The 19384-nt window shown below is 45.8% G+C and carries 22 protein-coding genes and 1 other RNA gene; 8 read left to right on the top strand and 15 right to left on the bottom strand.

The window, feature by feature from the left end; all coding sequences use genetic code 11:
- Positions 1-5: 5 nt before the first annotated feature.
- From pdxJ to rpoE, 10 genes are all read right to left on the bottom strand, one after another.
- Complete coding sequence (gene pdxJ, locus F7Y48_RS08075) at positions 6-737, bottom strand: pyridoxine 5'-phosphate synthase (RefSeq protein WP_048625989.1); 732 nt, start codon at positions 735-737, stop codon at positions 6-8.
- Positions 734-1465: a DNA repair protein RecO gene (gene recO, locus F7Y48_RS08080; RefSeq protein WP_005384578.1), complete on the bottom strand. Its 732-nt coding sequence runs from the start codon at positions 1463-1465 to the stop codon at positions 734-736. Before recO ends, pdxJ begins: the two co-directional genes overlap by 4 nt.
- Positions 1466-1563: 98 nt before the next feature.
- Positions 1564-2526, bottom strand: coding sequence for a GTPase Era (gene era / locus F7Y48_RS08085; RefSeq protein ID WP_316683257.1), 963 nt, complete (start codon positions 2524-2526; stop codon positions 1564-1566).
- Positions 2519-3196 carry a ribonuclease III gene (gene rnc / locus F7Y48_RS08090; RefSeq protein WP_005393907.1) on the bottom strand — a complete coding sequence of 226 codons (678 nt, stop codon included), beginning with the start codon at positions 3194-3196 and terminating at the stop codon, positions 2519-2521. Before rnc ends, era begins: the two co-directional genes overlap by 8 nt.
- A gap of 20 nt (positions 3197-3216) precedes the next feature.
- Complete coding sequence (lepB, locus tag F7Y48_RS08095) at positions 3217-4116, bottom strand: signal peptidase I (protein ID WP_005380933.1); 900 nt, start codon at positions 4114-4116, stop codon at positions 3217-3219.
- Positions 4117-4220: 104 nt separating this feature from the next.
- Positions 4221-6014 carry a translation elongation factor 4 gene (gene lepA / locus F7Y48_RS08100; RefSeq protein ID WP_005393909.1) on the bottom strand — a complete coding sequence of 598 codons (1794 nt, stop codon included), beginning with the start codon at positions 6012-6014 and terminating at the stop codon, positions 4221-4223.
- Positions 6015-6172: 158 nt separating this feature from the next.
- Positions 6173-6643 carry a SoxR reducing system RseC family protein gene (locus F7Y48_RS08105; RefSeq protein WP_253658315.1) on the bottom strand — a complete coding sequence of 157 codons (471 nt, stop codon included), beginning with the start codon at positions 6641-6643 and terminating at the stop codon, positions 6173-6175.
- A complete protein-coding gene (rseB, locus tag F7Y48_RS08110; RefSeq protein WP_316683259.1) occupies positions 6640-7605 on the bottom strand; it encodes a sigma-E factor regulatory protein RseB in 966 nt (321 codons plus the stop codon). Before rseB ends, F7Y48_RS08105 begins: the two co-directional genes overlap by 4 nt.
- On the bottom strand, positions 7602-8228 hold the full coding sequence (locus F7Y48_RS08115) for a sigma-E factor negative regulatory protein (protein WP_046875100.1): 627 nt from the start codon (positions 8226-8228) through the stop codon (positions 7602-7604). The genes rseB and F7Y48_RS08115 overlap by 4 nt, the downstream gene beginning before the upstream one ends.
- 26 nt (positions 8229-8254) lie before the next feature.
- Positions 8255-8833 (bottom strand): RNA polymerase sigma factor RpoE, encoded by a 579-nt coding sequence (gene rpoE / locus F7Y48_RS08120; RefSeq protein WP_005380946.1) that lies wholly within the window; start codon positions 8831-8833, stop codon positions 8255-8257.
- Positions 8834-9386: 553 nt separating this feature from the next.
- Between rpoE and nadB the strand changes: the two genes are divergently transcribed.
- Complete coding sequence (gene nadB / locus F7Y48_RS08125; protein WP_258686216.1) at positions 9387-11000, top strand: L-aspartate oxidase; 1614 nt, start codon at positions 9387-9389, stop codon at positions 10998-11000.
- A gap of 22 nt (positions 11001-11022) precedes the next feature.
- On the opposite strand, the gene F7Y48_RS08130 is transcribed toward nadB, so the two are convergent.
- Positions 11023-11505, bottom strand: coding sequence for a protein YgfX (locus tag F7Y48_RS08130; protein ID WP_308322822.1), 483 nt, complete (start codon positions 11503-11505; stop codon positions 11023-11025).
- On the bottom strand, positions 11453-11713 hold the full coding sequence (locus F7Y48_RS08135; RefSeq protein ID WP_005393925.1) for a succinate dehydrogenase assembly factor 2: 261 nt from the start codon (positions 11711-11713) through the stop codon (positions 11453-11455). Before F7Y48_RS08135 ends, F7Y48_RS08130 begins: the two co-directional genes overlap by 53 nt.
- 189 nt (positions 11714-11902) lie before the next feature.
- Here F7Y48_RS08135 and ygfZ point away from each other — a divergent pair, with 189 nt between their 5' ends.
- The 3 genes from ygfZ (at position 11903) to F7Y48_RS08150 (ending at position 14183) form a co-directional block, all read left to right on the top strand.
- Positions 11903-12871 (top strand): tRNA-modifying protein YgfZ, encoded by a 969-nt coding sequence (gene ygfZ / locus F7Y48_RS08140; RefSeq protein WP_085342629.1) that lies wholly within the window; start codon positions 11903-11905, stop codon positions 12869-12871.
- Entirely contained in the window at positions 12864-13337 is a 474-nt protein-coding gene (locus F7Y48_RS08145) for an aminoacyl-tRNA deacylase (protein ID WP_199803568.1), read from the top strand. The genes ygfZ and F7Y48_RS08145 overlap by 8 nt, the downstream gene beginning before the upstream one ends.
- Positions 13338-13976: 639 nt before the next feature.
- The gene (locus F7Y48_RS08150) at positions 13977-14183 is read left to right on the top strand and encodes a DUF1107 domain-containing protein (RefSeq protein ID WP_005380970.1); all 207 of its coding nucleotides are present in this window, start codon (positions 13977-13979) and stop codon (positions 14181-14183) included.
- Between the two features lie 65 nt (positions 14184-14248).
- Here the strand turns inward: F7Y48_RS08150 and F7Y48_RS08155 are convergent, their stop codons facing one another.
- From F7Y48_RS08155 to F7Y48_RS08165, 3 genes are read right to left on the bottom strand one after another with little or no spacing between them, the layout of a single operon-like run.
- The gene (locus F7Y48_RS08155) at positions 14249-15457 is read right to left on the bottom strand and encodes an FAD-dependent 2-octaprenylphenol hydroxylase (RefSeq protein WP_316683290.1); all 1209 of its coding nucleotides are present in this window, start codon (positions 15455-15457) and stop codon (positions 14249-14251) included.
- Between the two features lie 31 nt (positions 15458-15488).
- Positions 15489-16667: a 2-octaprenyl-6-methoxyphenyl hydroxylase gene (ubiH, locus tag F7Y48_RS08160; protein WP_134648175.1), complete on the bottom strand. Its 1179-nt coding sequence runs from the start codon at positions 16665-16667 to the stop codon at positions 15489-15491.
- 23 nt (positions 16668-16690) lie between these two features.
- Positions 16691-17269: a YecA family protein gene (locus F7Y48_RS08165; RefSeq protein ID WP_033907447.1), complete on the bottom strand. Its 579-nt coding sequence runs from the start codon at positions 17267-17269 to the stop codon at positions 16691-16693.
- Positions 17270-17518: 249 nt separating this feature from the next.
- Here F7Y48_RS08165 and F7Y48_RS08170 point away from each other — a divergent pair, with 249 nt between their 5' ends.
- The 4 genes from F7Y48_RS08170 (at position 17519) to rpiA (ending at position 19335) form a co-directional block, all read left to right on the top strand.
- Positions 17519-17827: a cell division protein ZapA gene (locus F7Y48_RS08170; RefSeq protein ID WP_005393932.1), complete on the top strand. Its 309-nt coding sequence runs from the start codon at positions 17519-17521 to the stop codon at positions 17825-17827.
- Between the two features lie 8 nt (positions 17828-17835).
- Positions 17836-18020: non-coding RNA, 6S RNA (gene ssrS / locus F7Y48_RS08175), on the top strand.
- Positions 18021-18025: 5 nt separating this feature from the next.
- Positions 18026-18625 carry a 5-formyltetrahydrofolate cyclo-ligase gene (locus tag F7Y48_RS08180; protein ID WP_006743081.1) on the top strand — a complete coding sequence of 200 codons (600 nt, stop codon included), beginning with the start codon at positions 18026-18028 and terminating at the stop codon, positions 18623-18625.
- A 53-nt stretch (positions 18626-18678) separates the two neighbouring features.
- Complete coding sequence (gene rpiA, locus F7Y48_RS08185; RefSeq protein ID WP_005380982.1) at positions 18679-19335, top strand: ribose-5-phosphate isomerase RpiA; 657 nt, start codon at positions 18679-18681, stop codon at positions 19333-19335.
- The last annotated feature ends 49 nt before the right edge of the window (positions 19336-19384 follow it).

Raw genomic sequence — 19384 nt, forward strand, 5'->3', positions numbered from 1 at the left:
CCCTATTACTGGCGTGCCTCAATCATCAGTGCTTTCATGTCCGCAACCGCTTTATTCAAACCATCAAATACCGCGCGACCAATGATTGAGTGACCAATGTTGAGTTCGTAAATTTCTGGTAATGCAGCAATTGGCGCGACATTGTGATAAGTCAGGCCATGCCCGGCATTAACAATAATACCTAGGTCATGTGCATAACTCGCACCAGCCGCAATCTTCTTCAGTTCTGCTTGCTGTTCGTCTTCTGTCGTCGCATCAGCATAATGACCCGTGTGCAGCTCAATAAACGGAGCACCACACTTTTTCGCCGCTTCAATCTGTTGACGATCAGCATCAATAAAGAGTGAAACTTTAATGCCAGCATCTGTCAGCTTTTTCGTCGCAGCTTTAATTTTTTCAAGCTGCCCCACAACGTCCAAGCCACCTTCCGTCGTCAGTTCTTCACGTTTTTCAGGCACTAAGCACACAAACTCTGGTTTAGTTTGCAGCGCAATCTCAACCATTTCGTCCGTCACAGCCATCTCTAGATTCATGCGCGTTTGAATGGTTTCACGCAGAATACGTACATCACGGTCCAAAATATGGCGACGGTCTTCACGTAAGTGAATTGTGATACCATCCGCGCCTGCACGCTCAGCAATTTCTGCAGCGTGAACAGGATCAGGGTATTTTGTACCACGTGCATTACGTAGAGTGGCAATATGGTCGATATTGACGCCTAAATAAATTGAGCTCATTTTCCGTTACTCCGTGCTCTGGGGGTCTGAATGAAAAATTCACGACTTTTTAAAGGTTTGCCGCCAAGATACGGCTTTAAGGCTATACGTGTAAAGCGTTTTGCCGCTTTTAGCTGCTCTTTAGTGACGAACCGCCGCTCACTGATAGCAATCAGTTCATTCCCTAAAAACGTGAGGTTATCGCGCCTAACCGAAGCTATGAAGCCTTTTTGTTCCCGGTAACGATACGTCATCTCTGGGTCGACGGGCTCGCCAGTACCTGCACAGTGCAAGAAATCTACGCCATACCCCATCGCAGATAGCAATGCTAACTCAAAACGACGCAGTGCTGGCTCAGGGTTCTCGTTGTGTGCCAACTCTGTTAGCGCATGCAAATAATCATGAAATAGCGCTGGCATCGGTACTTCAGCCATCAATATCCGACCAATCAGTTCATTGACGTACATGGCAGAGTAGAGATTAATGCCCGTTAGCGGTAAGCCTAGGCTTATCGGCTCGGCTTGACGCAAAGTCTTCATCGAACCTTTCCCCGACCATTTAAGTAACAGCGGAGTAAAAGGTTGCAATGCGCCTTTTAAGTTCGAACGCTTACTGCGCGCGCCTTTGGCCATTAAAGTCATTCGACCATATTCCTCACTGAATACATCAAGGATTAAGCTCGATTCACTGTAAGGGCGGCGATGTAAAACAAAGCAGCGCTGTAAACCTTCAGAAGACAGATTACTCATCTAAGTCATTGTGCCTAAAAAGTGTGAAATAAAAAATAAGGAGCCAAGCGGCTCCTTATTTTAATCGATGTTGGAGCGAAGCATCTTCGCAGCCAAGATTATAAGTCGTCGATATAGCCCAACGAGCGCAGTGCTCGTTCGTCGTCTGCCCAGCCAGATTTCACTTTTACCCATGTTTCCAGGTAAACCTTACGACCGAACAACTCTTCCATATCTAAACGCGCTTCACGACCAATGGTCTTGATCTTCTCGCCACCTTTACCAATCACCATTTTCTTCTGGCCATTACGCTCCACAAGAATCAAGGCATTGATATGGAAACCGTCGGTTTCTGGGTTGTAATCAAAACGTTCAATCTCGACCGTTACCGAGTATGGCAATTCTTCACCCGTGAAACGCATTAACTTTTCACGCACAATTTCAGATGCCATAAAGCGCTGGGAGCGATCAGTCACGTATTCTTCTGGGAAGTGGTGCGTTGCTTTAGGTAAGTGATTACGCACGTGCTTACGCAGTACATCAATGTTCTTCCCTTGCCTCGCAGAGATTGGCACAACGTCCACGAAATCCATCTTCTTAGACATCTCAGCCATGTGTAGCATCACTTCGTTACGATCTTGCACGTTGTCGACTTTATTGACACAAAGCACAACTGGGAAGTTCGATTTTTGAAGCTTAGTTAGCACCATCTCATCGTCTTTGGTCCAATGCGTACCATCGACTAAGAAGAACACTAGGTTTACATCACTTAGAGATGAGTTAGCCGCACGGTTCATCAGGCGGTTAATCGCACGCTTTTCTTCAATGTGAAGTCCTGGCGTGTCGACGTAAATCGCTTGGTAATCGCCATCCGTGTCCACACCCATAATGCGGTGGCGTGTTGTTTGCGGCTTACGTGAGGTGATCGAAATCTTCTGACCCAAGATTTTGTTCAGAAGTGTCGACTTACCTACGTTTGGGCGACCAACAATAGCAATGAAGCCACAGTGCTGGTTTTCTGGCGAGCTTGGCTCACCTTGTGATGCGAAAAACGCATCGATATCGAATTCGTTATCAGCCATTTGTTAATTGCTCAAGTGCTGTTTCAGCAGCCGCTTGTTCTGCCTTGCGGCGGCTGGTGCCTTTCCCGATTACAGGCTTGTCCACACCTGCTACTTCACACTCAACCGTAAACTCTTGGTTGTGCGCTTCACCTTTAATATTAGTCACTGTGTACACAGGCAGCGGTTTTCTTCTGCCTTGTAGGAACTCTTGTAGGCGAGTTTTCGGATCTTTTTGTGAGACGCCAGGTTTAATGGCTTCAAGGCGTGAGTTGTACCAACTCAGTACAATGCCTCGCACGACTTCAAGATCGCTGTCTAGGTAAATTGCGCCAATAATGGCTTCAACCGCATCGGCTAAAATAGAGTCTCGGCGGAAACCGCCACTCTTCAATTCACCTGGACCTAATTTTAAATAATCTCCTAGATCGAATTCACGACCCAGTTCCGCCAATGTATGTCCACGAACCAAAGTAGCACGCATACGGCTCATGTCACCCTCGTTCACTTTCGGGAAACGATGGTACAGATCATCAGCGATGACAAAACTTAAAATTGAATCGCCCAGAAACTCAAGACGTTCATTATGCTTACTGTTGGCGCTGCGGTGAGTCAGCGCCAAGTTGATAAGCCCGGCATCTTGAAACTGGTAGCCGAGCTTTCTCTCTAGTTTATCAATTGGAGAATTCATACTCTCTCGATATAAAATGGTTAGTGAATACCACCGATGCGGTTAAAACGCACACCAGTTGGAATCCATGAAGGTAGAACGCTATCTGCGCCACGATCAAACTCGAAGCTGATCCAAATGGCGACAGCTTTGCCGACTAAGTTTGCTTCAGGAACGAAGCCCCAGTAACGGCTGTCAGCACTGTTGTCACGGTTATCACCCATCACAAAGTACTGACCTTGTGGTACAACCCACTCTGTCGTGCCGCTACGTGGGAAGTATTGCTCCACACGGTTACGAACAAGAGGGTTAACCAAAATATTGTGCTCCACGTTACCCAATTTTTCATCCAGTTGGATCATTGGAATACCGTTCGAGCTAAACTGACTTTCTTCAACATTGCTCAGTTTAACTGGTTTACACGCCGATTCACCTTGGCTTTGCACGCAAAGCTGCTTATCACTTGAATAACGCACGATATCACCAGGCAAACCAACAACACGCTTAATGTAATCCACACTTGGTTGTGGCGGGTATTTGAATACCACGATATCACCACGCTCAGGTTTACCTGTTTCAACTAACTGCGTGCGCCATACCGGATCTTTCAAGCCATAGGCGTATTTTTCTACCAAGATAAAGTCACCCACCAACAAAGTCGGCATCATTGAGCCTGATGGGATTTGAAATGGTTCGTAGATAAAAGAACGCAATACTAAAACGAACGCAATCACAGGAAAAATTGAGACGCTATTTTCAACCCACCAAGGCTGACGCTCAACTTTTTGCAAAGTCACTGCATCCAAACCATTAGACGTCTGAGCTTGAATCTCAGCCAGTTTTTCCTGACGCTTTTTCGCGAAAACCAGCTTTTCCAGTAGCCAAACCACGCCAGTTACCAAAGTCGCAATAACCAGCATCAGTGAGAATGTATTCGCCATTAAATTCCCTTATCTAAAAATACGAAAGTGAAAGAGCCGAAACCCTTTCACTTATTTTAATATCTAACGTCTTAAGACCGACAAGTGTGAGACAAAGTTCAACTTTAGTCTTTACCTACGTGAAGGATGGCTAGGAACGCTTCTTGAGGCAGCTCAACGTTACCGATCTGCTTCATGCGCTTCTTACCTTCTTTCTGTTTCTTCAGAAGTTTCTTCTTACGACTTACGTCACCGCCGTAACATTTCGCGATTACGTTCTTACGCAGCTGTTTTACAGTTGAACGTGCGATAATGTGGTTACCAATCGCTGCTTGGATTGCGATATCAAACATTTGGCGAGGGATAAATTCTTTCATCTTCTCTACCAGCTGACGACCGCGAGTCTGAGACTGGTCTTTGTGTGTGATCATCGCCAGTGCATCAACGGTGTCACCGTTCAGAAGAACGTCTACACGCACCATGTTCGACGCTTCAAAGCGCTGGAAGTTGTAATCCAAAGACGCATAACCACGAGAGGTCGATTTCAGACGGTCGAAGAAATCCAGTACCACTTCGGCCATTGGAATATCGTAAGTCACGGCGACTTGGTTACCGTGGTAAACCATATCGACCTGAGTACCACGCTTTTCAACACACAGCGTGATGACGTTACCTAGATACTCTGAAGGTACCAGGATATTACAACGAGCGATCGGTTCACGAATTTCTTCAATATCATTGATCGCTGGTAGTTTGGCAGGACTATCAACGTACAGCAGTTCACCATCCGTTTTTTCAACTTCGTAAACTACGGTTGGTGCCGTGGTGATGAGATCTAAGTCGTATTCACGCTCTAGACGCTCTTGGATGATTTCCATGTGCAGCATGCCAAGGAAACCACAACGGAAACCAAAGCCAAGTGCCGCTGAGTTTTCTGGCTCGTAGAATAGCGATGCGTCGTTTAGGCTTAATTTGCCCAGCGCATCACGGAAGTTCTCGTAATCGTCAGAAGATACCGGGAACAGACCTGCGTAAACCTGAGGTTTTACTTTCTTAAAACCTGGTAGCGGTTTTTCACAGCCATTCTTAGCCATAGTCAGCGTATCACCAACTGGTGCACCAAGGATGTCTTTAATACCACAAACCACCCAACCTACTTCACCAGTACGAAGGATGTCGGTATCTACTTGTTTTGGTGTAAAAATACCAAGACGGTCTACACCCCAAACTTGACCCGTGCTCATCACTTTGATCTTGTCGTTCTTCTTCAGTTCGCCGTTTTTAATACGTACTAGAGAAACAACGCCAAGGTAGTTATCAAACCATGAGTCAATGATCAGCGCTTGTAGTGGCGCATCTGGATCACCTTCCGGTGCTGGAATCGCTGACACAATGTTCTCTAGAACGTCATCAACACCGATGCCTGTCTTCGCAGAACAGCGGGTTGCTTCCATTGCATCGATACCAACGATTTCTTCAATTTCTTCTGCCACGCGCTCAGGATCGGCTGCTGGTAGGTCAATCTTGTTCAAGATTGGCACAACCTCTAGATCCATTTCGATCGCGGTGTAACAGTTAGCCAGTGTTTGAGCCTCAACACCTTGACCCGCATCTACAACCAATAACGCACCTTCACAAGCCGCTAGAGAACGTGATACTTCATATGCAAAGTCAACGTGCCCCGGAGTATCGATGAAGTTCAGCTGATACGTTTCACCGTCTTTAGCGGTGTAGTTTAGCGTCACACTCTGAGATTTAATGGTGATACCACGCTCACGTTCAAGATCCATAGAATCCAGAACCTGTGCGGCCATTTCACGATCGGTTAACCCGCCACAAACTTGGATTAGACGGTCTGATAGGGTCGACTTACCATGGTCGATGTGGGCGATAATCGAAAAGTTACGAATGTGCTTCATAGATTTAGGGTGACTAACTCTTTACAAATAGGGACAGTAAGAAACGCCATCTACTGACGGCATTTCAATCAAGTTGGCAGATTCTACCGAATTTCGTTAACGGGCGCACGTAATTTAAAGTACATACCCAAATAACCTTTAGTGGAGGGGGACAACACTTACTGGATTGGCTCTCCAAGTACCCGAACGAGGGTAACTTGGCGCTTGGATTCATCCTCTAACGGACGAGAAACACGTTTTGCGATCCACATTCCACCAGCTGCAAATAGTACTGATGCCAATATGATGATACCTTCCCCGCCCGCGGTCAGCGGCGCTAATAGGAAGTGACCAAACATCGCACCGATAATCAAACCAAACAACGGCAGTAAATAAACCGCCATTGCTGATTTTATCAGGCTCGACTCAGGAAAGCCTATCTCGACGACTTGACCTATCTTCACTGATTTATCCGTGCGCAGGTGCCAAGATAAACTCTTGTTACCAATGGCTTTAGTCACAACGCCCGTTCCACAGCTTTTCTGTGAAGAGCAACTACTGCAACTGGTCTGCTGTTCGCAGCTTAAACCAATTTCGTATTGTTTACCGCGACGATGTACGTCTGTCACAGTAGCCAACGCGGTCATCATTGTTGTTTACTCTTTGTTACATTAAATGTGACAGATTGGGCGATACGTTGTGCTGTGGTCGGCGGAATGTCTCCAACTACGGAGATTTCATGTTGACCGCTCACAAAACTATGCAACGTTCTTCGGCCTTGGCGAACCAACTGCCCTTTTAACGAATGCTCATCTTTGTTTGCTACGTAAACAGAGAAGCTAAACAGACCATCAGAATACAGCTGGCTCTCCACCATTTGATTAGTAACGGCCATACGATAGCGGTTGAGCTCGTTCGGCTCGAAACCTTCAGGGATCCAACCTACCTGCCAATTACTGGTCCCAATATCGCCTTTTGGCATGGTGAGAACAGCTGGTAATTGAACATCTTGTAGGCCACTCATTAACTCTGCGATTTTTGGATTCACCGTGTAAGAAATAGTGCGATATTGTTCAAGCATCTCACCATCACGGTCCACAAGGTCGGCACGTAACGGCAATTTACTCTTTTCATCGATCCATAGTACGTATGAATAGCGCAGACCGTCTTTAGGGACGACACGCAGCACTTGTGTTGCTACACCTGCTTCACGAGCTCTACCCACTTTTACATAGTCGTAATACAAGTTTAGCTCATCGATATTGGTGTTGAGCATAGGCATAGTCGGAGCGACCATTTTACCTGACTCGATGGTGAATGGTTCTAAACCCGTTTCGATATAGCTTACTTCTGTGCCGCGACGAATCACTTCGCGTACAGGGCCACTTAAATAGACAAGATGAGCATATTGATCGTCACCATGCGTGGCATGACGATACAGCAACGGCTCAATGCTGTTCTTTTTGATAAGGATATAAGAGAGTTCGTAACTTAAATTCTTACTCGCCTCGCTCATTTGATGCAATAAAGCCTCCGCTGGCTTATCACCAGCAAAGGCTTGAAAAGACATCATACTGAACAGAGCGCAAGCGCTGATCAGAAATTTTTTCATTCAATATCCGGATTCAGATTTGCATCTTGTTGAGATGCATCACTGTTAATTCGTAACTGCAATTCGTAGTCCCGCAGCATAGCATGAACACGCTTACGTTGCTCTTGCATATTTGCTTCACCTACAGAACGCTCAACAGACTCACGAGTTAAACTCACAGGCTCTGCGCTGCCAGCAAACGGAACTGTCTGCAACACAGGTAATTGATCTGTTTGCGGCGACATTGAATCGCTACCACCGTACTGCTGTACACCTAAAATAACGACAAGCGATACACATGCAGCAACAGCAACTTGACCAAACTGTGTCAACCAACCTGGCAACTGACGTTTTGCTTTTTGCGGTTCTGGTTGCGACTCTTTTGGCGTATCAGCAATTGAGATAACATTTGCACCGTGCGAATCAAACGCACGATGTGCAGGTTCATCTTCTAACGCTAACGCCACGCTTTCAGCAATATTCCACTCAGGTTTTGCTGGCGCTTCGCCTCGCATCACATCACCAATCAGGTGATAGTTCTGCCAAGCATCACGGCTCTCTTGGTCTTGCTCTAACTCTTGAATTAAAGCCTTATCGACCAATTCTCCATCCATGAGAGCTGAAAGTTTTTCTTTGTCAGCCATTATTTTCACCATAGTTATTACTTGTACTAGCGTTGCAAAAGAGGTCTGATTTTCTTTTCCACCGCCTCACGAGCACGGAAGATACGCGATCGTACCGTTCCTACCGGGCAATCCATCACTTCTGCAATTTCTTCATAACTCAAGCCATCGAGCTCTCGTAATGTCATTGCGGTTTTTAAATCTTCAGGTAAAGCTTCGATTGCACTGAACACCACCCGTTGCAATTCTTTGGACAACGTTAAGTTCTCAGGGTTCGATATTTCTTTAAGTGCACTACCTGTTTCGTAAAATTCAGCATCTTCAGCATCGACATCTGTCGCTGGAGGTCTACGCCCTTGAGCAACAATGTGATTTTTCGCAGTATTCACTGCAATGCGATACAGCCACGTATAAAACGCACTTTCCCCACGAAAGCTGGGAATAGCTCGGTAAGCTTTAATAAACGCTTCTTGTGCTACATCTGGTACATCGCCAGGATTACTAACGTATCTGGAAATAAGATTACATACTTTGTTCTGGTACTTCGTTACCAGCAGGTTGAATGCTTGCTTATCGCCATTCTGAACTCGCTCAATCAATACTTGATCGGTCAGCTGCTCGTTCATTCGAGCGGATACTCCTATTTGTTATGCCCCTACTCTTCTCAGATATGGGTACTAATTATGCAAAACGTAGTATTGACACCACTGCTTACTTGAGCACTATTGTGACCCTAACGTGAATGAGAAAGTTCCATGGTTTCTCAAGTTTTTTGTCATTGTTTTTTCACAGTGTGATGTCTATACCCAAATGACCACCGTTGCCTGACTTTAGTCTAAGTTTGACAAGCGAGCATCTTGAGGGGAAATGGGTATAATGAATGATCTCTGTCCCAGATTGTGCTGGGTCGAGCATGGAAAAGCAATGGCATTGACAAACTATTACTTTTCATTTGCATGGCTAATGGCTATCTGAACACCGCGTTACAAATATAACTTAGGAAGCATGCTCATGCTCTGCATGAAAAAGAAGAGTGGCTCAGTCACCGCAGTAACACGGATGTCGATAGGTCTCCCAACTTAGCCCTTAGCGACAGGTGTCGCGATAATGGAATGCACATGGTGTGCAAATAATACACAAGGTGACTTTGTTACCTTAGCTTGGGATTATAAAAGTTATATGAACACAAATCGTGAACATGAGTGTGATGTGTTAGTGGTAGGGAGTGGCGCGGCTGGTTTGTCGTTGGCTTTGCGCGTTGCTAACCACTGTAAAGTGATGGTGCTGAGTAAAGGGCCACGCAGCGAAGGGGCGACCTATTATGCCCAGGGTGGTATTGCTGCCGTATTTGATGAGTCAGACACCATTGATTCACACGTTGAAGACACGCAAATCGCCGGCGATGGTATTTGTGACGAAGATACCGTGAGGTTCATTGCTGAACACTCAAAAGAGTGCGTACAGTGGTTGATCGACGGTGGTGTCCCATTTGATCGTGAAGAGGATGACTCTGACGATGAGCCTCGTTATCACTTAACTCGTGAAGGTGGCCATAGCCGTCGTCGTATTCTTCACGCGGCAGATGCAACAGGTATGGCGATGCAAACCTCTCTGCAAGATAACGCTCACAACCATCCAAACATTCATGTTCTCGAACGTCACAATGCTCTGGACTTAATCACCGAAGACAAAATTGGCGGTGATAAAAACAAAGTTATCGGTGCTTATATTTGGAACCGCAACGAAGAGCATGTCGAAACCGTGCGAGCCAAATTTGTGGTTCTCGCTACAGGTGGCGCTTCAAAAGTTTATCAATACACCTCTAACCCAGATGTTTCGTCTGGTGATGGTATTGCCATTGCTTGGCGTGCAGGGTGTCGTGTGGCAAATATGGAGTTTAACCAGTTCCACCCGACGTGTTTATACCACCCCGAGGCGCGTAACTTCTTGTTGACCGAAGCGTTACGTGGTGAAGGTGCTTACCTGCGTCGTCCCGATGGTTCTCGCTTTATGCCAGATTTCGATGAACGTAAAGAGCTTGCTCCGCGTGACGTCGTGGCTCGTGCTATCGACTTCGAAATGAAGCGTTTGGGTGCCGACTGTATGTATCTCGACATCAGCCATAAGCCTGCGGACTTTATTACGAAACACTTCCCAACCATTTACTCACGCTTGATGGACTTGGGCATTGATATGACCAAAGAGCCAATCCCAATCGTACCTGCTGCGCACTACACTTGTGGCGGTGTCATGGTGGATAGAAATGGCTGCACCGATCTGAAAAATTTGTATGCGATTGGTGAAGTTAGCTATACAGGGCTGCATGGTGCTAACCGCATGGCATCAAATTCACTTCTCGAATGCGTGGTTTATGCTTGGTCTGCGGCGAAAGATATTCTAAAACATCACACTAACGTGGAGCTTCCTTCACAGGTGCCATGTTGGGATGAAAGTAAAGTGACCAACAGTGATGAAGAAGTGATCATTCAGCACAACTGGCACGAGCTTCGTCTGTTTATGTGGGACTACATGGGCATTGTACGAACTGACAAGCGTTTAGAGCGCGCATTACGCCGTATCCAGCTGTTGCAACAAGAAACGCATGAGTACTACAGCAATTTCCGCGTGTCGAACAACTTATTAGAACTGCGTAACCTTTTACAAGTAGCAGAGCTGATGGTTCGTTGTGCGATGCAGCGTAAAGAGAGTCGAGGTTTGCACTACACGCTTGATTATCCGAACCAACTGGAAAACAGCGGACCAACGATTTTGATTCCAGCTAAACAGCTTTAATTCGACAAAATAAACTATTACATCAACAGGGAGCATTGGCTCCCTGTTTCATTTCCCACTGGCGTAATACCAAAGATAATTGACGGTAATGCTGATCGTCACAGCTATCACGCCAAATCGTGACGCTACGGCCAGACTGCAATCGAAATGTTATCTTGAATGGCAATGTCGATGTATCGATTCGTTGTAACTGATCCTTTTCAGACTCAAGAGCCGCCGAGCATTCACTATACTCAAGGGCCTCAAACCTAACCGAGCCATCGCAATGCACATACCAATAACCCTGACTTGTCGGTTTAACAAAGCCTTGGCTCAATAGTGCCTTAACAATCATTAATAACAAATAAATCGATAATACGAGAGGGATGCTAGAGAGGGTAACGGCCCAAGTCATCAGTAAGAAAAGTATTACATTGAGAACTCGGGCAGTCAGAGAGGGAGAAGCGGTAAAATTAACGAACTTTGCTGAGGTTATGGGCGACAATTTTATCAACCATTGCAGCATGACCTAAGTTTTCGCTGCGGCCATGCCCCATTATCCAAGTAAACAGATCAGGATCATCGCATTCAAGTAAAGAAACAAAGTCACGCTGCTCTTGTTCACTCAGAGTATCAAAGCACTCTTCAAAAAACGGCATAATTACTACGTCAAGCTCAAGCATGCCTCGACGGCAAGCCCATTTAATACGCGCTTTTTCTTCCGGAGTGTACATTCACTATTCCTTCATAGATGTCTTGTTGTTAGTGCGGAGTGTAACAAGGGATGTGCTACGTCACTAGTGTGCGGGTCACAATACGATAGTGAAAGCAGACAAATGTTGATTCGTAAATCGCTCCCCTAGTATCTCAAGGTTATTTGGGTATAACATAGCGGAAAAATATCTTCAAAAGGCATTGTAATTATGGAATGGCAAACTCGTTTTTCAGCACTACCTCTCTCAACTCAAGACGCACTTCCAGAGTTATCTATCTCGCTGCTGGACAATTTCGGCATGATCACCATGGTCGGTGACGATAAAAAATCATACTTACAAGGTCAGGTTACCTGCGATGTCGTTTCTTTAGAACAAGACCAATCAACATTAGGCGCACATTGTGATGCGAAAGGTAAAGTGTGGAGTGTGTTCCGCCTTTTCCATCACCACGATGGCTACGGCATGATCCAACCAAAATCGGCGATTGACGTAGAACTTAGCGAAATAAAAAAATACGCCATTTTCTCTAAAGTAACGATTGAAGCTTCTGATGAAGTTATCTTAGGTGTTGCAGGCGTCAAAGCCGACGAGCTTATTTCTTCAATGAGCAAAACGACTGGCAGCGTTCGCCCTGTTGAAGGCGGCACCGCGGTACAAGTTTCACAAAGCCGCTGGCTACTGATATTAAGTGCGTCAGCTGCGCAACAATTCATTGAAAATACAGATGCTGCCCTTACGACAAATGAGCTTTGGAATCGTTTCGACATTGAAGCTGGTTTACCATTTGTCTCTGCATCCGCGCAGAATGCTCACATTCCACAAGCACTCAACGTGCAAGCTTTAGGAGGCATTAGCTTCACAAAGGGCTGCTACACAGGACAAGAAACGGTAGCACGAGCTAAGTATCGCGGTACAAATAAACGTGCGATGTACATCGTAAAAGGGGCAACTTCTGCTCCATTCAGTGACGAGCCAATTGAGCTCGAACGCAGCGTGGGTGAAAACTGGCGTTCAGTGGGTGCTTTATTAAACCACTACCAGTTCAGCGACAATCAAGCGATTGGCCTGATCGTACTGCCCAATAATCTCGATGAAGACACTCGTCTTCGTTTGGTTGCTCAACCAGAATGTGAGTGGACAATCGAATCACTGCCTTACAGTCTTGATGATGAGTAATACAATCAATACTCCTTTGATGCAATTTCTCACAGACCAACACATTCCGTTTCGTCTGTTACCGCATCAAAGACCAGCAACGACTATTGAGGATGCCGCGCAACAACGCGGCATTCGCCCTTCTCAAATGGTGAAAGCGATCTTGCTACGAGACATGGGAAATCAATACGCACTCGCCTGTGCGCCTGGTGATCGTAGTGTCGATCCCAAAAAAGTGCGATCGTTACTGCAATGCCGCCGGATGACTTGCGTTGATCAAGCCGACGTTGAGGCCATCACGGGTTACAAAATTGGTACTGTCACTCCACTATTACTCAAACGACACATGCCGATCGTGTTCGATCCTAGTTTACTAGAAGAACAGGAAGTCACGATCAGCAGTGGCGATCGCATGGCTGGACTGGCGCTTTCTATCAAAGATCTTATCCAATTGTGTCAGCCGACCGTAGCTGAGATCTGTCGTTAATCGTCTAAAAATAATGTAATAGCACGTAGTGTTTCTATCATCACGTGATCTCGCTCATATCTACAAAAATAGACGATGGAATTTTTAATCACATATGAAACATAAATAGTCACAAAGATAAAACTCGTATATGCTGAATTTGTTGGTTAAGTTTCAAACAAGCACTTAGCCAACATAAAGTGAATCAGCTGACTGAATGACAGTATTCATGCCGTCAGCTGTCCACTTTTGTGTAATGCATCTGTGACTATTCGCCCGCTGAAGCGGGCTTTTTTTTGTGCGGAACTTTTTTCTCTTCCTCTTTCTCTAACCGTTAGGACGTAAAGCTTGTTCTATCGGATACCACCTTAATAGAAACAATTAGCAAACAATCATTTTCGTTCTATTCTTAATTCTGTAACAAAACTATTGCTTAATGCGTCACGTAAAAAGGAGTGTATTGTCGTAAGGGTTCCTTGAACGGTGATTTTTTGGGGTAATCCTCACGCTATTTAAGAGATGACACTGTCAAATTGTCTAAGACAACACAAATCTCTGACGCAACACCCTACATCTGTATTTAATACTATGGCTGTCACAATAATTTTCGCGTCCAAAACGTAGAATACCTAGGCTAGGTTAGATAAAAGGAAAGTAAATATGAGACTGTTTAAGCGCTATACACCAAGTATGATAGCTAAACATATAAGTCGTCTTTTTAAAGGAAGAATTTATATTTACGGGGTCGGTAGATTCGAGTTTGATAACGGCAAGTTAATACTGCCGGAGAAAGCAGAGCAACGCCATTTCCGAGCGGTCAAAGAGATCAACCAAGAAATAATGAAACTCCGATGCGCATATGCTTAGCAAAACGTTGATAAAACAAAGGCTGGATTAACCAGCCTTTTGTGTATTTGAAGTTCACTTTACACCTACTGACGTGCTAGATCCGGCAGATAACCTTTTAGACCAAGCGCACGCTTCATGATCTCATCTTTCGCTCCCGGCAGTTGACCCGCTAAACTCAAACCAATGCCACGAACCAGCTTCTTAGCAGGATTCTCTCCAGAGAACAGGTCTCGGAATCCTTGCATTGCAGCGATCATCTTTGCTGCTTCCGCTTTGCGCCAACGCTCATAACCTCTTAGATTGCGTTTGCTGCCAATATCTTGGCCTTGCTTCCATAGCGCTAACACCTCTTGAGCGAGGCCGGCTGCATCTAATAAACCTAAATTCACACCTTGCCCCGCTAGTGGGTGAATGGTATGGGCTGCATCGCCAACCAGCGCGACTCGCTCTACAACAAAATCTCGCGCATAGCGCATTTTCAAAGGAAACGCGGCACGCTCTCCCACGACTTCACATAGACCAAGTCGTGTATCAAATTCGCTCGTCAATGCTTTGTTGAAATCATGCTCACTCATTGCCAATAGCTGCTCTGCACGATTTGGCTCAGTGGACCAAACAATAGAGCACATATCTGGTTGCGACATTGGCAAAAACGCCAATGGCCCTTGAGGAGTAAAAATCTGTCGTGCAATGCTATTGTGCGGAGCAGCGGTTTTAACATTCGCGACCAGAGCATGATGTCCATAATCCCAATGCGTTAACGGAATATCCATTTGATGACGAAGCCACGAGTTTGCTCCATCGGCTCCGACCACTAACTTAGCCGTCATGGCTTGACCATTGTCGAGCGTCAACCAACTTTCTTGTTCGCCCACCGCTAAGGTCGCGCAACGTGCAGGCATAAACATAGTGACGTTATCGAGCTTTTGGACTTGTTCGAGCAGTGCGAGTTGAATCACTCGATTCTCAACAATATGCCCTAAATCAGGTTGTGCCATGCTTTGTGCATTGAACTCAATACTAGCGAAGCTATCTTGCTCCCATACTTCCATACCGTAGTATGGTGAAGCTCGACGTTGCTCTATCCCCTGCCAAGCGCCAAGCTTACGCAAGATCGTCTCACTAGAACGGCTCAACGCAGACACACGCACATCAGGTAACTCTTTCAACGACTCATCTGGCACCTTGCCTTCTATTACGGCGACACGCAGATCGCTGTCCTTGAACGCGGCAGCAAGTGCCAACCCAACCATCCCTCCGCCGATGATGGCGATATCTACACTTTGCATCATTGCTTTTTATTACCTAATTCAGTGCGGCCGTTCATCGTTTTACCAAACCAAGCGTATGGCGCAGTAGCGGCTGCTTAAAAATAGAAAGGTTATCCATCGCTGCTAAGGCTGTATTTCGCCCAATTCGCATCGCGGGTAAATCATTTGAAAAAATATGCACTAAGGCACTGGTTAGCCAGATCGTTTCGCTTCGGTCTGCCTCTCTACGCTGACTAAAGCGCATCAAGCCTTGATAAAGACCAACATCATCGCTTTGCTGCACGATTTCTTCTGCTAGCGAGACAACGTCGCGAATACCAAGATTAAAACCTTGTCCAGCTATCGGATGCAGCGTTTGCGCCGCATTCCCAACAATCGCAAAACGATGAGAGATATTTTGCTTTCGATGGCGAAGAAGCAATGGGTAACTCGCACGTCGTCCCACTTTTTTCATCGCGCCCAAACGCCAGCCAAAATCTTGTTGTAAACGTTGGAGAAATGCTTGGTCAGATAACTCAAGAACTGCTTGGGCTTCCTCAGGGTGCAGACACCAAACTAAGGACATTCTATTGTCACTCATTGGCAATAAAGCAACAGGGCCATTTTCAGTAAAACGTTCAAAGGCTCGACCTTGATGAGGTTCTTGAGTCACAATATTGGCTATGACAGCCACTTGTTCAAAATCTTGCTCAGAAAGCTCTAAACCAATTTTCTGACAACAAGTCGAAACAGCACCATCGGCTGCCACCAGCAGTTTTGCTTCAAGCTTCCCACCGCTTTTCAACGTAATATGGGTACAGTGTTGCTCGCGCTCGATATCGGTAACAGAGTCAGGGCAAAACAGCGTAATAGATGCGCTGCTATCTAATAATTCTTGATATACGCGACCAACATCGGCTAATTCGACAACATACCCTAGTGCTTCAACGCCAATCTCTTGCTTGGTAATTTCCGTCATCCCAGCATGAGAGCGGTCAGAAACGTGGATATGTTCAATGGGTGTGACAAACGGCTCTATCGAGGTCCAGAGCTGTAGTTGACGCAACAGATTGACAGTACCGTAAGACAATGCGATTGAGCGAGAGTCAAAACCAGGGTGCATATCTGACTGCGCTTTAAAAGGCTCAACGACGGCAATGCGGAGCTTTCCCTGAGACAAATGGTCAATTGCTAATGCCAACGTTGCCCCTGCCATGGCACCACCAGCAATGACTACATCATATTGCTTCATGCTAACCTCTGGACCATCTACGATTAATGAATAGTAGGCTTTTTATCGCTACTTTCAGGGCGAACACCAAACTCAGCATGAATCGTTAGTACGCAAGCTTTGATGTGTTCAATCACTTGTTCTAGCAATTGCGCTTGTTCACCGAGGTCATCATCTTCATCAATGCCTAATTTGGCAATCTCTTCTAAGTCAGCCAATGCTTCTTTAGCGTCATCTGACGCTTTATTTAGCGCAACACCTGCTAGACCTAAACCAGAAATAAAGTGGTTTACGAAATCGGACACGCTGTCAGCCAACGCGAATAAGCCTTCTTCTCCCGGCTCATCTGGCAATAATAAAGACAGCTCCATCGACGTGCCCGTGAGTTCATTGACAGTAACAGTGAATACGCTTTGAGCAAAAGCTAGCGCAGTAGAAGGCCAACCCATACCATCATTGGTGTAGTCAAACAGAATAGGCTGCCAAGTTTGATCATTAATCGCCAATCCACCACTTAACATGCCGACAAATAAGCCATGTAATTCCGCAGGTGTTACTGCTAGGCTTGCAGATTGCAGTTCAGCAGCAATAGATTGGTATTCAGGAAGGGTGATTTCACTCATAACTTGGCTCATTCTTGCATAATAATGTATTGGTATATCCTACCATCAAGGTTAGTGGTCTGAAACGGCTATCAAATTCAATTTTGAACAGCATTTGCTCAATTTGCCCAATTCCTGTGTGATCTCGTCATCATTTCTCTTTCTGTGATGGGAAATGCTTGAATCTTAATAGCGGTTTTCCTATAGTTTGCTCCTCGGTAGTTGTATGAAGCAACACCTTAGATAGCGCGAATATAGAGTTTATTCATCATGAGCAATCAAGCGATCGACGTTGAAATATTAGGCAAAGTTACACGAGTGAATTGTCCGACAGGACAAGAAGAGTCTCTTGTTGCAGCGGCAAAAGATCTGGATCGCCGATTGAAAGAAATGAGCGAACGTACTAAGGTAACCAATGAAATCCAACTGCTGACCTTCGCTGCATTGAATATTTGTTATGAGTTGCACACCAAGTCATACGAATCAAACGGTCAACAGCAAGAAATTACTGAGCGAATGGAAAAGCTCACTGCGTCTCTTGAGAACGCACTAAGCAAAGTTACGCAAGGACAGCAGTAAATACAAAATTTACCCTGGGGTGTGCGTCAGCAGGATTTAAGTCCCTGAGCCGATAAGCAATACCTAAGGGTTAGTATTTGGTAACTATTGAGCAAGCTCGGCATGCACCGAGAAGCCTACGGTTATCATTGCTGATCCGCCTTGAACCAGCTGGTTCAAGGGCCACAATCCTCAACGGCACCCTGGGGTATTCTCTCTATGTCAGACCTCTCTCGACAAGACTTCCGCAAACTGATTCGTGAAAAGCGCAACGCATTGTGTAGCGATACGCAATTCCAAGCGGGGATCGACCTTGTCACTCAGTTCTCTCAACTTCCTGAAATCCAGCAAGCACAGCATATTGCTATTTATCTTTCTGCTGACGGTGAACTTGATACCAAGCCGCTCATTGAGTGGTTGTGGCAACAGGGAAAATCGGTTTATCTACCTGTCATCCATCCGTTTTCCAAAGGTCAGTTACTGTTTCTTCTGTACGTAAGTGATGATCAATTGGTCTACAACAAATACGGCATCTTAGAGCCCAAACTGGACATCCGCCATCTCAAGCCCGTTCGTCAAATTGATATCATTTGTACACCTTTGGTTGGATTCGACAGCATCGGCCACCGCTTAGGCATGGGCGGAGGGTATTATGACCGTACCCTGTCTCATTGGTTTATAACCGGAGAAGGTGCCAAGCCTGTTGGTATCGCTCACGACTGCCAACATGTAGAACGCTTACCAATCGAAAGCTGGGACATTCCATTACCTAAGATCGTGACCCCAAGCCGAATATGGCAATGGGAAAGTGGCAAGTAAGCCGCTATAATCACGCCCGCAAACGTTAACGAACATCTATTCAGGAGATTGGCATGACTCAAGATGAAATGAAAAAAGCGGCTGGTTGGGCAGCACTAAAATATGTTGAGAAAGGCAGCATTGTCGGTGTTGGTACTGGCTCTACCGTGAATCACTTCATCGATGCACTAGGCACTATCAAAGACGATATTAAAGGTGCAGTGTCTAGCTCTGTCGCTTCAACTGAGCGCCTTAAAGAGCTTGGTATTGAAGTATACGAGTGTAACGACGTAATGAAGCTGGATGTGTATGTTGATGGCGCAGACGAAATTAACCCAGCACGTGAAATGATCAAAGGCGGCGGCGCGGCTCTGACTCGTGAGAAAATTGTCGCAGCAATCTCTGATAAGTTTGTATGTATTGTTGACGGCACCAAAGCAGTTGACGTACTAGGTCAGTTCCCACTACCTGTAGAAGTGATCCCAATGGCACGCTCTTACGTTGCGCGCGAATTAGTAAAACTGGGTGGTGACCCGGCTTACCGTGAAGGCGTTGTGACTGACAACGGCAACGTAATTTTGGATGTACACAACATGCAGATTACTAACCCGAAAGAAATGGAAGACAAGATCAACGGTATCGCGGGTGTGGTGACTGTGGGTCTTTTTGCTCACCGTGGTGCTGACGTCGTAATCACAGGCACACCAGAAGGCGCAAAAATTGAAGAATAAATAACAGCTCAAATCGACCTATCTGGTTCACTTTTCTGTTATTTCATTA

Source organism: Vibrio sp. 2-1-2a (genome assembly GCF_032648565.1).
In the GTDB taxonomy this organism is placed as follows: domain Bacteria; phylum Pseudomonadota; class Gammaproteobacteria; order Enterobacterales; family Vibrionaceae; genus Vibrio; species Vibrio diabolicus.

Bases quoted from the DNA above. Each gene is read 5' to 3' on its own strand.
- nadB (WP_258686216.1), top strand. From the start codon at position 9,387: ATGAACACAAATCGTGAACATGAGTGTGATGTGTTAGTGGTAGGGAGT.
- pdxJ (WP_048625989.1), bottom strand. From the start codon at position 737: ATGAGCTCAATTTATTTAGGCGTCAATATCGACCATATTGCCACTCTA.
- F7Y48_RS08135 (WP_005393925.1), bottom strand. From the start codon at position 11,713: ATGTACACTCCGGAAGAAAAAGCGCGTATTAAATGGGCTTGCCGTCGA.
- rpiA (WP_005380982.1), top strand. From the start codon at position 18,679: ATGACTCAAGATGAAATGAAAAAAGCGGCTGGTTGGGCAGCACTAAAA.
- F7Y48_RS08145 (WP_199803568.1), top strand. From the start codon at position 12,864: ATGAGTAATACAATCAATACTCCTTTGATGCAATTTCTCACAGACCAA.
- lepA (WP_005393909.1), bottom strand. From the start codon at position 6,014: ATGAAGCACATTCGTAACTTTTCGATTATCGCCCACATCGACCATGGT.
- F7Y48_RS08165 (WP_033907447.1), bottom strand. From the start codon at position 17,269: ATGAGTGAAATCACCCTTCCTGAATACCAATCTATTGCTGCTGAACTG.
- ubiH (WP_134648175.1), bottom strand. From the start codon at position 16,667: ATGAAGCAATATGATGTAGTCATTGCTGGTGGTGCCATGGCAGGGGCA.
- F7Y48_RS08130 (WP_308322822.1), bottom strand. From the start codon at position 11,505: ATGCTGCAATGGTTGATAAAATTGTCGCCCATAACCTCAGCAAAGTTC.
- F7Y48_RS08155 (WP_316683290.1), bottom strand. From the start codon at position 15,457: ATGATGCAAAGTGTAGATATCGCCATCATCGGCGGAGGGATGGTTGGG.
- rnc (WP_005393907.1), bottom strand. From the start codon at position 3,196: ATGAATTCTCCAATTGATAAACTAGAGAGAAAGCTCGGCTACCAGTTT.
- F7Y48_RS08105 (WP_253658315.1), bottom strand. From the start codon at position 6,643: ATGATGACCGCGTTGGCTACTGTGACAGACGTACATCGTCGCGGTAAA.
- F7Y48_RS08150 (WP_005380970.1), top strand. From the start codon at position 13,977: ATGAGACTGTTTAAGCGCTATACACCAAGTATGATAGCTAAACATATA.
- era (WP_316683257.1), bottom strand. From the start codon at position 2,526: ATGGCTGATAACGAATTCGATATCGATGCGTTTTTCGCATCACAAGGT.
- ygfZ (WP_085342629.1), top strand. From the start codon at position 11,903: ATGGAATGGCAAACTCGTTTTTCAGCACTACCTCTCTCAACTCAAGAC.
- F7Y48_RS08180 (WP_006743081.1), top strand. From the start codon at position 18,026: ATGTCAGACCTCTCTCGACAAGACTTCCGCAAACTGATTCGTGAAAAG.
- rseB (WP_316683259.1), bottom strand. From the start codon at position 7,605: ATGAAAAAATTTCTGATCAGCGCTTGCGCTCTGTTCAGTATGATGTCT.
- F7Y48_RS08170 (WP_005393932.1), top strand. From the start codon at position 17,519: ATGAGCAATCAAGCGATCGACGTTGAAATATTAGGCAAAGTTACACGA.
- rpoE (WP_005380946.1), bottom strand. From the start codon at position 8,833: ATGAACGAGCAGCTGACCGATCAAGTATTGATTGAGCGAGTTCAGAAT.
- lepB (WP_005380933.1), bottom strand. From the start codon at position 4,116: ATGGCGAATACATTCTCACTGATGCTGGTTATTGCGACTTTGGTAACT.
- recO (WP_005384578.1), bottom strand. From the start codon at position 1,465: ATGAGTAATCTGTCTTCTGAAGGTTTACAGCGCTGCTTTGTTTTACAT.
- F7Y48_RS08115 (WP_046875100.1), bottom strand. From the start codon at position 8,228: ATGGCTGACAAAGAAAAACTTTCAGCTCTCATGGATGGAGAATTGGTC.